Raw genomic sequence first — 12,625 nt, forward strand, 5'->3', positions numbered from 1 at the left:
ACATGCTGCTCTCCGACCGGGATCTTCGCGCCGAGATCGACGCTGGCCGGCTGGGCCTCGACCCGTACGAGCCGGAACTCGTGCAGCCGTCCAGCATCGACGTGCGGCTCGACCGGTGGTTCCGGGTCTTCCGGAACATGCAGTACACGCACATCGACCCGGCCGAGCAGCAGGACGACCTGACCGAGCTGGTCGAGACGCCCGACAAGAGCCCGTTCGTGCTGCACCCGGGTGAGTTCGTGCTCGGCTCGACGCTGGAGCAGGTCACGCTGCCCGACGATCTGGCGGGGCGGCTGGAGGGCAAGTCGAGCCTGGGTCGCCTGGGGCTGTTGACGCACTCCACGGCCGGCTTCATCGACCCGGGCTTCTCCGGTCACGTGACGCTGGAGCTGTCCAACGTCGCGAACCTGCCGATCACGCTGTGGCCGGGCATGAAGATCGGGCAGCTGTGCCTGTTCCGCCTGTCGAGCCCGGCCACCGAGCCGTACGGCTCAACCGTGTTCGGCTCGCGGTACCAGGGCCAGCGCGGCCCCACACCGTCGCGTTCGTGGAAGAACTTCCGCACCTGGTCGACGGAGCGCTGAACACTTTGTGCCCCTAGAGGGTCACAAAGTGTTCAGCGCCTCAGACGGCGGTAGCTTCCTCACCGAAGACGGCGTGGAGGACGTCGTCCAGGGTGACTACGCCTACCGGGGTCACGCCGTCGGTGACCAGGACGAAGTGCACTCGTTCCCGACGCATCAGCACCAGCAGATCCGCCAGCGTCGTCGACGGTGGCACGGCCTTGAGCGTCCGGATCTTCGCCGGCGGCAGCGGGGCTCGTCGCTCCGCGCCACTCATCCCCAGCACGTCCTTGACGTGCACGAACCCGAGGATCTCCCGGCTCACCCGGTCGACCACCGGGAACCGCGACCGGCGGACCCGGGTGGCCAGTACCTCCAGCGCCGCCGGGCTGATCTCCTGGTTGACGGTGTCGACCTGGGGCCAGGGCACGGCGACGATGCCCGCGGTCTTCTCCGTGAGCGAGAGCGCACCGGTGATCCGCTTGTGGTCCTCGGCGTCGAGCAGCCCCTCGGTGCGTGACTCGGCGACCAGGCTGGCCAGCTCGTCGGCGGTGTAGACGGTCTTCACCGCGTCGTGCGACTCGATGCCGATCGCACCGAGCAGCGTCCGCGAGATCCACTTCAGCGCCACCAGGATCGGCTTGGTGGCCTGTGCGAACCAGAGCATCGGAGCCCCGAGCCACAGCACGGCCTTCTCCGGGCCGGCCAGCGCGATGTTCTTCGGCACCATCTCGCCGAGGACGGTGTGCAGGAACACCACGATTGCCAGCGCCAGCACGAACGCGATCGGGTGCAGCAGGTCGTCCGGAACGCCGAGCGAGTGGAACGGCGATTCGAGCAGGTGGGCGAGGGTCGGCTCGGCGATCGCACCGAGCCCGAGCGAACAGATCGTGATGCCCAGCTGGGCGCCGGCGATCATCAGCGGGATCTGGTTCATCGCCCGCAGCGCCGCCGCGGCCCGGCGTGAGCCCAGGGCGGCCATCGGCTCGAGCTGTGTGCGCCGGGACGCGATCAGCGCGAACTCGCCACCCACGAAGAACGCGTTCCCGAGCAGAAGCAGGAACGTGACGGCCAACGCGAGCGTGTTCACTGCGCCTTCCCCTGTGACCCGGACGAGGAGCGTGACCCGGCGGATGAGCGTGATCCGACCGACGAGAGGTCGCCGGTCTCCTCACTGCCGCGGGCAGTCTCGTCGTGCTGTACGGCGCGCGCCTCACCACCGCCCGGCTGACGCGCCGGAGCGGCCGCACGTTCCCGCTGCTCCGCCAGCCATTCCGCGGACGGACGCACCTTCACCTGCTCGATCCGGTGCCGTTCCACCGACGTGACGATGAACGTCCAGCCGTTGTATTCCGCGCGCTCGCCTTCGACCGGGATGCGGCCGAGCTGCGACATGACGAAGCCGGCCAGCGTCTCGTACGGTCCGTCGGGCAGCCGGAACCCGGTCTGCTCGGCCAGTTCGTCCTCCCGCAGCACACCGGGGACGAGAACGGCCTGGTCGGCGTCTGGGGCGGTGATCCGCGGAGCGTCCAGCCTGGTGGGTGGGTCGTACTCGTCGTCGATCTCGCCGACCAGTTCCTCGACCAGGTCCTCGGTCGTCACGATGCCGTCGGTGCCGCCGTACTCGTCGACGACGACCGCCAGCTCGGCACCGGCCGCCCGCAGGGCCGCCAGCACCCCATCGAGGTCGAGGCTCTCCGGCACCAGAACCGGGTCGCGCCCGATCGACCGGGCCAGCGTCTCGCCGCGCCGCTGGGCCGGTACGCCCAGCGCGTCGATCACGCCGACCACACCGACGACCTGGTCGAGCGTGTCGATGTAGATCGGGAACCGGGTGTGACCGGACTCGGTGGCCAGCGCGAGCAGGTCGTCGACGGTGGCGGTGGCCTCCAGCCCGACGATGTCCACGCGCGGGGTCATCGCCTCGGCCGCCCGCTTGTCGCCGAACCGGATCGTCCGCTGCAGCAGCGTGGCGGTCTCGGTCGGCAGCGCACCGGCCCGCGCGGAGATCGCGGCCAGCAGCCCGAGCTCCTCGGGCGACCGCGCGCTGGCCAGTTCCTCCTGCGGCTCGATTCCCAGGCGCCGGACGATGACGTTCGCGGTGCCGTTGAGCACCGCGATGATCGGCCGGAGGATCACCGAGAAGACCCGGAGCGGGCCGGCGGTCCAGAGCGCGACGCCGCGCGGGCGGGCCAGCGCCGCGTTCTTCGGTACCAGCTCGCCGAACAGCATCGAGATCAGCGTCGCCAGCACCAGCGCGAGCGCCACCGAGATGCCGTCTGCGAGGTCGTCGCCGCCGGGAACCAGCGGCCGGATCAGCTGTGCGATGGCGGGCTCGGCCAGGTAACCGGTGAGCAGAGCGCTGAGCGTGATGCCCAGCTGGGCGCCGGAGAGCTGGAACGAGAGCGAGCGCAGGGCGCCGGAAAGTCGCCGTGCGGAACCGTCACCCTGTGCTGCCTGCTCCTCGATGCTGGCCCGGTCGACCGTGACCAGCGAAAACTCCGCGGCAACGAAGAATGCGTTCGCGGCGGTCAGCACGGCGAACGCGATCAGGGCTAGTAGGACGTCAATGACCGGTCACCTCTTCACGAGGCGACTATGTCGGGGTCTCACGGCAACTAATGGTACGGCTCGATGTCTCGCCGCACCCGTATCAGTCCTGTCGGACATGTAACGCCAAAGGGCGGCCCGGTGGGCCGCCCTTTGCGTGCGTTCAGGTCAGCTGGTGGCCGGCTCGTTCGGGCCGATCTCCTCGGCCGAGACCGGGTTCCCGACCGGCGTCGCACTCGGCTTCGCCTCGGCCGCCGCCGGCTGGATCGACTTGAGCAACACCTGCGAGACGTCCAAAACCTCAACCGAGTCGGACGCCGTCCCGGAGGCCTTCGCGCCGGTCACACCGTCGGACAGCATCGTCAGGCAGAACGGGCAGCCGATCGCGACGACCTCGGCGCCGGTGGACAGCGCCTCCTCGGTCCGCTCGACGTTGATCCGCTTGCCGATGCGCTCTTCCATCCACATCCGGGCGCCGCCGGCGCCGCAGCAGAACGAGCGCTCCTTGAACCGGGGCATCTCGGTCAGCGTCGAGTTCGGCGACGCGTCGACGACCGCACCGAGCACCTCGCGCGGCGCCGAGAACACTCGGTTGTGCCGTCCCAGGTAGCACGGGTCGTGGAAGGTGATGTTCTGCTCCAGCGGCGTGACCGGCGTCAGCTTGCCGTCGCGCACCAGCGTCGAGAGCAGCTCGGTGTGGTGGACGACCTCGTAGTTGCCACCGTCCTCGCCGATCGTCGGGTACTCGTTCTTCAGCGTGTTGAAGCAGTGCGCGCAGGTCGCGACGATCTTGCGCGAACCGGGCTGACGCTCCTCGAACGCCGCGTTCAGCACCTCGACGTTCTGCATCGCCTGCATCTGGAACACGAACTCGTTACCGATCCGGCGGGCCGGGTCGCCGGTGCAGGTCTCGCCGGTGCCGAGGATCGCGAACTCGACGCCCGCCTCGTGCAGCAGCGTCGCGACGGCCTTCGTGACCTTCTTCGCCCGGTCCTCCAGCGCGCCGGCGCAGCCGACCCAGAACAGGTACTCGACGTCCTCGGGCAGCGGCTCGCCCTGCTCGACCTTGCGGACCTCGAACCCGAGGTTCTTGGTCCACTCTTCGCGGTCGTTCGGGTTGGCGCCCCAGGGGTTGCCCTTGTTCTCGATGTTGCGGAGCATCACGCCGGCTTCGGACGGGAAGCTCGACTCGATCATCACCTGGTAGCGGCGCATGTCGACGATGTGGTCGACGTGCTCGATGTCGACCGGGCACTGCTCGACGCAGGCGCCGCAGGTGGTGCAGGACCACAGCACGTCCGGGTCGATCACACCGAGCGACTCGGCGTCCCCGATCAGCGGACGCTCGGCCTCGGCCAGCGCGACCGCCGAGACACCCGCGAGCTGCTCCTCGGAGCCCTTCTCCTCGCCCTCCACGGTCTTGCCGCCGCCGGCAGCCAGATACGGCGCCTTCGCGTAGGCGTGGTCACGCAGGCCGGTGATCAGCAGCTTCGGCGAGAGCGGCTTACCGGTGTTCCAGGCCGGGCACTGCGACTGGCACCGACCGCACTCCGTGCAGGTCGTGAAGTCGAGCATGCCCTTCCAGCTGAAGTGCTCGACCTGGCTGACGCCGAAGACGTCCTTCTCCGGGTCGGCCTCCTCGAAGTCCAGCGGCTTGCCCTCGCTGGTCATCGGCTTCAGCGCGCCGAGCGCCACCGCGCCGTCGGCGTTGCGCTTGAAGAAGATGTTGAAGAACGCGCTGAAGCGGTGCCAGGCGACACCCATCGTCGGGTTGAGGCCCAGGACGATCATCCAGACGAACGAGACGATGACCTTCACCGCGGCGGTGAGCACGATGGCCGTCTCGAGCGCCTCCTCGGACAGACCGGAGAACGCGGCGCCCAGCGGGTAGCTGAACGCGAAGTGGATGCTCCACGAGTCGGCCTTGCCGGTCAGCGCTGCCTCGAATCCGCGGATCAGCAGGATGCAGACCGGCACCGCGAGGATCACGAACTCGACGAAGTACGCCTGCCAGAAATTCGATCCGGCGAACCGCGACTTACGCTGCGGGTTCCGCGGATGTGCCCGCTGACGGATGACGATCAGCACCGCGATCGCGACGACGGTCGCCACCGAAAGGAATTCGGTGAGCAACTCGTACGGCCAGAAGTGCCCGATGATCGGCAGGACCCAGTGCGGGGCGAACAGCTGCCCGATCGCGTTGGCCAGCGTCGCGACCAGCAGGATGAAGCCGAACGCGACGAACCAGTGCGCGATGCCGACCGTGTGCCACTTCATCATCTTGGTGTGGCCGACGAACTCACGGAGCATCGTCTTGGTGCGTTCGCCCTTGTCGTTCGTTCGCGAATAATCGGGCGCACCGAGCTTGATGGTGCGCACGATCGTCGCGATCGCGCGGATGAACAGGGTGAGGCCGACGACGGCCACACCGAGGGCGATAACCGTGGCAACGATCTGGACGGCGTCCATTGCTGACGATCCTCCAACGCGGGATCAGCACTACAGCGGGCGTGCCCGGCAGCCTAGCCCGAGGTTAACCCGTGAGTAACGTGACGCGCCTCTCAAGAGTCAGCAGGAGTCATCTGACCTGTGGTTACGGGCTCGAGATGTGGTCACTGTAACGCTGTTAGTCCCAGCCACTTCGCCCCCCACCCTGCCACCCGAAACCGGAATATGGCTTTTTCAGCCCACATCGCGAAGGCCGGGCGGAAGCGCCCCGCGACGGTGGCGCCAGTACTTTGCCGCGTTCCGAGCTGCCACCAGCTGCGCCAGGCCGATCACCGCACCGGACAGCAGCGCGAAGCCGATCGCTTCCTTCCACGCCACGTCCGGGTCTTCCGGGTTGTTCGGGGGCGGGTTGCCCGTGGCCGCACGCCAGCTGCCGTCCAGGGCCTTCTTCGCGACGAAGGCCGCGGCAGCGACCGCACCTCCGCCGACGACCTTCCAGAGCAGCTTGTCGGCGACGTTCTCCTGCGACACGGTTCCTCCTCGAGGCACTGCGGTGAACGGTGGCGCACGTGGGACGTGCGTCGCGTGCACCCTTCCCCTTCGCCCCGCACCCTACGCAGACGAATTACTTCGGTGTGAGCGAGCCCGCGATCTGTTCGAAGCCCGGTAAGAAGTCGGCGTAGCTCGTCTCGGGCGCACGGAGAGAGACCTCGTAGTACTTGCCGTCCTGCACGAAGCGGAAGATCCGCACCCGGTGGTTCTGGTCGACGACGACCCCGGTGTACGTGAATTCGAGGACGACGCCCTGATGGTCGCCGTACTTCTGGTCTTCCAGCGAGACCCGGGTGTACTCGGGGAACGAACTACCAGCGGCCGCGTCTTCCTTCTCCAACTGCTCGCGTGCCGAGCCGCTGGCCTCGTCGACGATCACCAGCACGTACGGGCTGCGCCGCAGGACCGTGTTGTCGTCGGTGTGCTGGGCGGGGGTGAGGTGGTCGAAGAAGCAGCCGTCGTGGCCCTGCTTCTCGATCTCCTCCGGGTCGTCCATGCAGTAGACGTTCCAGGTCGGTGGGTAGCGCAGCGAGTACTGGTCGCGGCCGTACTCGTTGCCCTGCGGTGGTGCGCTCGTGGAGGTGGACGGGGTCGGAGTGGCCGAGGCGGACGGCGTCCCGTTGGCGCTGCTGGCGGACAGGTCCAGCCAGCCCTGCTTTTTGGCCACTACGCCGGCGGCGCCGGCCAGCAGCACGACCAGAACGGCGGCCAGTAGCCAGAGCCCGAGCTTGCTGCCCTGCTGCTCGGTCGGCGGCGGGACCGGCGGCGCGGGCGGGGCACTGACCGCGCCGTACGGGTGCGGCGGCGGCGTACCACCGGACGCCGGGGCGAGACCCGGGCTGCCGGAGACCGGACGCGGCCCGGACAGGTCGGGTACCAGCGGCATCGAAGCCCGGGCCCAGTCGACCTGCGGTCCGGGGTCGAGTCCGTACTCCTGGGGCGTGGTGCTGGTCGGCTCGGACGGGGCGGCCGGGTTCCACCAGGCCGGCGGCTCAGCGTCGGCGGGCGGCGTCCCCCAGGTCGTTTCGGACATGCTCTCGACCGGCAGCCCATCGGCCACGCGCCGCAGCGCGGCGCGGGTGCGGACGGCGTCCCACCGCTGGTCGGGGTCCTTGTCCAGCAGGCCGGCCAGCACCGGCGTGAGGTTTCCGGCCCGAAGGGCCGGTGGTACCGGCTCCAGCGTGATCGCGGTGATCACCGCGAACTGTTCGTCCCGCGCGAACGGCGCCTTGCCCTCGACGGCCGCGAACAGCGTGCAGCCGAGCGACCAGAGATCGGACGGCGAGCCGACGGTGCCGCCGGTGAGCCGCTCCGGGGACAGGTAGGCGGGGGATCCGACCAGGTGGCCGGTGCGGGTCAGCGACGCGTCCCCGGAGACCGAGGCGACGCCGAAGTCGGTGAGCACGGCCCTTTCGCCGTGTTCCCCGGCGCAGACCAGGACGTTTGCCGGCTTGACGTCCCGGTGCAGGACGCCTGCCCGGTGGGCGTGGTCGAGCGCGTCCAGCAGCTGCAGGCCGAGCGTGGCGGTGCGTTCCGGGGTCATCGGGCCGTCCGCGCGGATGACGTCGGCGAGGTTGCGGGCCTCGACGTACTCCATGACGATCCAGACCCGGTCGATCTCCGGCAGCACGTCGTAGACGCCGACCACCCCGGCGTGACGTAGCCGCGCGGCGGCTCTGGCCTCGCGCAGGTATCGCTCGCGCAGGCGCTCGGCCTCGGAGGCCGGGAGCCCGTGCGGGATCGGGACCTCCTTGATCGCCACGTCGCGATGGAGCAGTTCGTCGGTGGCACGCCAGACCGTGCCCATGCCGCCGGTGCCCAGGTGTGGGCCCAGCCGGTACCGACCACCGACGAGTTGGCTGTTTGCCGCGTCCGTCACGGCCAGAAGGCTAGAACGTCTTACGCCTCTCGTGTCACCCACAAGACAGGCACGTGACAGTGAGTGCCCCCGCCTGCGGGGAACAAGACCGGACGAGCTATCGTTGAGCCGATCAGCAAACTTGCGCGAGGTTGACTCAAGTTCGGTGAGTCCCGGACGACGAGCCCTTCGAACGAGACAACTCCGCGGAGATGGTTCTCCGCAACCCCCTAGGAGGAGGGATCCATGGCACGAGCGGTCGGCATCGACCTCGGTACCACCAACTCGGTCGTCAGCGTCCTCGAGGGTGGCGAGCCGACGGTCATCGCCAACGCCGAGGGCAAGCGGACCACTCCGTCGATCGTCGCTTTCGCCAAGAACGGTGAAGTTCTCGTCGGCGAGGTCGCGAAGCGGCAGGCTGTCACCAACGTCGAGCGCACGATTCGGTCGGTCAAGCGCCACATCGGCACCGACTGGACCGTCGACATCGACGGCAAGAAGTACACCCCGCAGGAGATCAGCGCCCGCGTGCTGCAGAAGCTCAAGCGGGACGCGGAGTCGTACCTGGGCGAGCCGATCACCGACGCGGTGATCACGGTTCCCGCGTACTTCTCCGACCACCAGCGGCAGGCCACCAAGGAGGCCGGGCAGGTCGCCGGCCTGAACGTGCTGCGGATCGTGAACGAGCCGACCGCGGCGGCCCTGGCCTACGGCCTGGACAAGGGCGAGAAGGAACAGACCATCCTGGTCTTCGACCTCGGTGGCGGTACGTTCGACGTCTCGCTGCTGGAGATCGGCGACGGTGTGGTCGAGGTGAAGGCCACCTCTGGTGACACCAACCTCGGTGGTGACGACTGGGACCAGCGCCTGGTCGACTACCTGGTGAAGCAGTTCTCCGCCCAGAACGGCATCGACCTCTCCAGCGACAAGATCGCGATGCAGCGCATTCGCGAGGCGGCCGAGGTCGCCAAGATCGAGCTCTCCGGTCAGCAGTCCACGAACGTGAACCTGCCGTACATCACCGGTGGGCCCAACGGTGCCCTGCACCTGGACGTGAACGTCTCCCGCGCCGAGTTCCAGCGGATGACCGCTGACCTGCTCGACCGCTGCAAGGGCCCGTTCCACCAGGCGATCAAGGACGCGCAGATCCGCGTCGCCGACATCGACCACGTGGTCCTCGTCGGTGGTTCGACCCGCATGCCGGCCGTGACCGACCTGGTCAAGGAGCTCACCGGCGGCAAGGAGCCGAACAAGGGCGTCAACCCGGACGAGGTCGTGGCCGTCGGTGCCGCGCTCCAGGCCGGTGTGCTCAAGGGTGAGGTCAAGGACGTCCTGCTGCTCGACGTGACGCCGCTGTCGCTGGGCATCGAGACCAAGGGCGGCATCATGACCCGCCTGATCGAGCGGAACACGACGATCCCGACCAAGCGCTCGGAGATCTTCACGACCGCCGACGACAACCAGCCGTCCGTGCAGATCCAGGTCTACCAGGGCGAGCGCGAGATGGCGGCGTACAACAAGAAGCTCGGCATGTTCGAGCTGACCGGCATCCCGCCGGCGCCGCGTGGCGTCCCGCAGATCGAGGTCACGTTCGACATCGACGCGAACGGCATCGTGAACGTGTCCGCCAAGGACCTCGCCACGGCCCGCGAGCAGAAGATGACGATCACCGGTGGTTCGGCCCTGAACAAGGACGACATCGACCGGATGATGCGTGACGCCGAGGCGCACGCCGAGGAAGACAAGCAGCGTCGCGAGCAGGCCGAGGTGCGCAACGTCGCCGAGTCCCTGCAGTACCAGACCGAGAAGTTCATCGCGGAGAACGGCGACAAGATCCCCGCCGACAAGAAGACCGAGCTGTCGGAGGCCCTGTCGGAGCTGCGGTCCGCGCTGGGCGGTAGCGACCTCGAGGCGATCAAGACGGCCCAGGAGAAGGTCGCCAAGATCTCCCAGGAGGTCGGCACCGCGATGTACGCGCAGTCGCAGGCCGCGACCGGTGCGGCCGAGGCCGGCGAGGGCCCGACCGCCGGCGGCACCACGCCGCCGCCGTCGGCCGCCGCCGGTGGTGGGGACGACGTTGTCGACGCCGAGATCGTCGACGACGAGAACCGCGGGGGCGCGCAGAAGTGAGCACGACGAACGACGGGCACTCCGAGGAGCAGCCGAAGGTCGTGATCCGCGACCGGCGCCGCATCGATCCGGAGACCGGGGCGCCGCGGGTTGAAGCGGTGTCCAGCCTCGGCGGGGACACGGCGGGGGCTGCGGCCCCCGCCGCCCCGGCGGGGGATGGTCCGTCGGACGGCGGTTCCAAGGTCGACACCGCGGCCGGTTCGCCGGCCGCGGCGCACGACAGTGTGGGGGAAGGAGGCGGTATGAGTGCGACTGAGGTCTCGGAGCAGACCGCCGACGGCGGGGAGGCCGCGGCGAAGCTGACGGTCGAGCTCGCCGAGCGCACCGCCGACCTGAAGCGAGTGACGGCCGAGTACGCCAACTACCGGCGTCGGGTCGAACGCGATCGTCAGGTCGTGGCCGAGCAGGCCACCGGTGCGGTGTTGACCGCCCTGCTCCCGGTCCTCGACGACCTGGACCGGGCGCGGGCTCATGGCGATCTGACCGGCCCGTTCGGGGCGGTGGCGGAGCAGTTGGTCGCCATCCTCACCAAGCTCGGTCTGAACGCCTTCGGCGAGAAGGGTGATCCGTTCGACCCGACGTATCACGAGGCGGTCGCGCACACCACGAGCCCGGACGTCACCGAGACAGCCTGCATCGACGTGCTGCGCAAGGGCTACACGTTCGGTGACCGGCTGTTGCGGGCGGCGATGGTCGCGGTGGCGGATCCGGCGAGTCCGGCTGGCGACTCCGCTTCGGAGCAGTCGGGTTCGGGTGCGAACATAACTGGCGTCGAGACGTCCGGTGAGTCGTCCGCCGAGTGACGAAGGGAGGCGCGCCCGGTGAGTACGAAGGACTGGATCGAAAAGGATTACTACTCGGTCCTGGGCGTGGCCAAGGATGCTTCCCCGGACGTCATCAAGCGGGCGTATCGCAAGCTCGCGCGTGATCTCCACCCGGACAAGAACCCGGGCAACAGCGAGGCCGAGGCCCGGTTCAAGGAAGTCTCCGAGGCCTACGGCGTCCTGTCCGACGAGCGGAAGCGCCGCGAGTACGACGAGGCGCGGACGCTATTCGGCTCCGGCGCGTTCCGTCGCCAGGCCGGAGCCGGCGGCTTCGGGGGCACCGGCCCGGGCGGGATGCCATTCGACTTCACCGATCTGTTCAACGCCTCCCAGGGAGCCGGCGGCGCCGGCGCGCCGGGGCCGGCCGGCGGTGCGCACCGCGCGCGCGGCGGCGGCCTCGGCGACCTGTTCGGGGCGATGTTCGGTGGTGGCAGGCAGCCCGGCTCGTCCAATCGCGGCGGTGACATCGAGACCGAGGCGACGCTCGACTTCGCCGAGGCGGCTCGCGGGGTCACCGTCCCGCTGCGGTTGCACGCGCCGGGCGTCTGCGAGACGTGTCACGGCAACGGTGCGAAGCCGGGAACCAAGCCGCGCACCTGTCCGCTCTGCCTCGGCACCGGGCTGGTCAGCCGGAACCAGGGTGCGTTCTCGTTCTCCGAGCCGTGCCGTGAGTGCCAGGGCGCGGGCACCGTGGTCGACGAGAAGTGCCCGGACTGCAAGGGCACCGGTGGCATCACCAAGACCCGGACGATGCACGTGCGGATCCCGGCCGGGGTCAGCGACGGGCAGCGGATCCGGCTCAAGGGCAAGGGCCAGCCGGGTCAACGCGGTGGGCCGCCCGGTGATCTGTACGTCGTCGTCCACGTGCGGCAGCACACGCTGTTCGGCCGGAGTGGACTGAACCTCACGCTGACCGTCCCGGTCACCTTTCCGGAGGCCGTGACCGGCACCGAGCTCCGGGTGCCCACACTGGACGGTTCGGTGACACTGCGGATCCCGCCGGGAACACCGAGCGGGCGGATTTTGCGTGTTCGCGGAAAGGGCGTCCGTAAGGGCGATGCCCCTCCTGGTGACCTGTTGGTCACCATTGAGGTGGAGGTGCCCAACAATCTCAACGAGGCGGCCCGGAAGGCGCTGGCCGACTTTGCCGCCGCCACACCCGGCAATCCTCGGGCGCACCTGGAACGGGAGGGAGCGCGATGAGTGAACCGGCACGGTCGGCACGACCGGCTCCGGCGCCACGGTCGTCGCAGTCGCGGCGGGGTAGTGCGGCATTCGAGAACGCCGATCTGGAGATCGAGATCGACGTGGCGTTCGAGGGCCCGGTCTTCGTCATCTCGGTCGCGGCGCAGTTGGCGGGCATGCACCCGCAGACCCTGCGTCAGTACGACCGGCTCGGGCTGGTGCAGCCCGGTCGGTCGGCCGGTGGTGGCCGTCGATACAGCGCACGGGACGTCGTCCTGCTGCGGGAGATTGCCCGGCTCTCCCAGGAGGAGGGCGTCAACCTGGCCGGCATCAAGCGCATCATCGCGCTGACCAGGCAGGTTCGTGAGCTGGAGGAGCAGGTCGAGGACCTGCTCGCCGAGCTGCGTCAGGCACGGCAGGAAGCCGCCGACGTGCGGGCCGCGATGCCGTACCGGGGCGAGTTGGTGCCGCTCAGCCAGACCGTGTTGCCGGTCTGGCGTCCGAAGGGGCGTTGA

Annotated in this window: 10 protein-coding genes; 5 read left to right on the plus strand and 5 right to left on the minus strand. The window is 69.1% G+C overall.

Going from position 1 to position 12,625, the window contains the following annotated elements:
* The first annotated feature begins 2 nt into the window (after positions 1-2).
* Positions 3-584 carry a dCTP deaminase gene (dcd, locus tag BUB75_RS28805; protein ID WP_073261098.1) on the plus strand — a complete coding sequence of 194 codons (582 nt, stop codon included), beginning with the start codon at positions 3-5 and terminating at the stop codon, positions 582-584.
* Positions 585-624: 40 nt separating this feature from the next.
* Here dcd and BUB75_RS28810 read toward each other — a convergent pair whose 3' ends face one another.
* From BUB75_RS28810 to BUB75_RS28830, 5 genes are all read right to left on the minus strand, one after another.
* Positions 625-1,653: a hemolysin family protein gene (locus BUB75_RS28810; RefSeq protein WP_084741847.1), complete on the minus strand. Its 1,029-nt coding sequence runs from the start codon at positions 1,651-1,653 to the stop codon at positions 625-627.
* Entirely contained in the window at positions 1,650-3,101 is a 1,452-nt protein-coding gene (locus BUB75_RS28815) for a hemolysin family protein (RefSeq protein WP_073261100.1), read from the minus strand. The genes BUB75_RS28810 and BUB75_RS28815 overlap by 4 nt, the downstream gene beginning before the upstream one ends.
* Before the next feature lie 180 nt (positions 3,102-3,281).
* Positions 3,282-5,582: a (Fe-S)-binding protein gene (locus tag BUB75_RS28820; protein ID WP_073261102.1), complete on the minus strand. Its 2,301-nt coding sequence runs from the start codon at positions 5,580-5,582 to the stop codon at positions 3,282-3,284.
* A gap of 213 nt (positions 5,583-5,795) precedes the next feature.
* Positions 5,796-6,092 (minus strand): DUF4235 domain-containing protein, encoded by a 297-nt coding sequence (locus BUB75_RS28825; protein ID WP_073261104.1) that lies wholly within the window; start codon positions 6,090-6,092, stop codon positions 5,796-5,798.
* 94 nt (positions 6,093-6,186) lie between these two features.
* Entirely contained in the window at positions 6,187-7,992 is a 1,806-nt protein-coding gene (locus BUB75_RS28830) for a serine/threonine-protein kinase (protein ID WP_073261106.1), read from the minus strand.
* A gap of 225 nt (positions 7,993-8,217) precedes the next feature.
* Here BUB75_RS28830 and dnaK point away from each other — a divergent pair, with 225 nt between their 5' ends.
* From dnaK to BUB75_RS28850, 4 genes are read left to right on the plus strand one after another with little or no spacing between them, the layout of a single operon-like run.
* Positions 8,218-10,101, plus strand: coding sequence for a molecular chaperone DnaK (gene dnaK / locus BUB75_RS28835; RefSeq protein WP_073261108.1), 1,884 nt, complete (start codon positions 8,218-8,220; stop codon positions 10,099-10,101).
* The gene (gene grpE, locus BUB75_RS28840; protein WP_073261110.1) at positions 10,098-10,904 is read left to right on the plus strand and encodes a nucleotide exchange factor GrpE; all 807 of its coding nucleotides are present in this window, start codon (positions 10,098-10,100) and stop codon (positions 10,902-10,904) included. The genes dnaK and grpE overlap by 4 nt, the downstream gene beginning before the upstream one ends.
* A gap of 18 nt (positions 10,905-10,922) precedes the next feature.
* Complete coding sequence (gene dnaJ / locus BUB75_RS28845) at positions 10,923-12,128, plus strand: molecular chaperone DnaJ (protein WP_073261111.1); 1,206 nt, start codon at positions 10,923-10,925, stop codon at positions 12,126-12,128.
* Positions 12,125-12,625 (plus strand): heat shock protein transcriptional repressor HspR, encoded by a 501-nt coding sequence (locus tag BUB75_RS28850; protein WP_084741849.1) that lies wholly within the window; start codon positions 12,125-12,127, stop codon positions 12,623-12,625. The genes dnaJ and BUB75_RS28850 overlap by 4 nt, the downstream gene beginning before the upstream one ends.

It is taken from the genome of Cryptosporangium aurantiacum (genome assembly GCF_900143005.1).
Taxonomy (GTDB): domain Bacteria; phylum Actinomycetota; class Actinomycetes; order Mycobacteriales; family Cryptosporangiaceae; genus Cryptosporangium; species Cryptosporangium aurantiacum.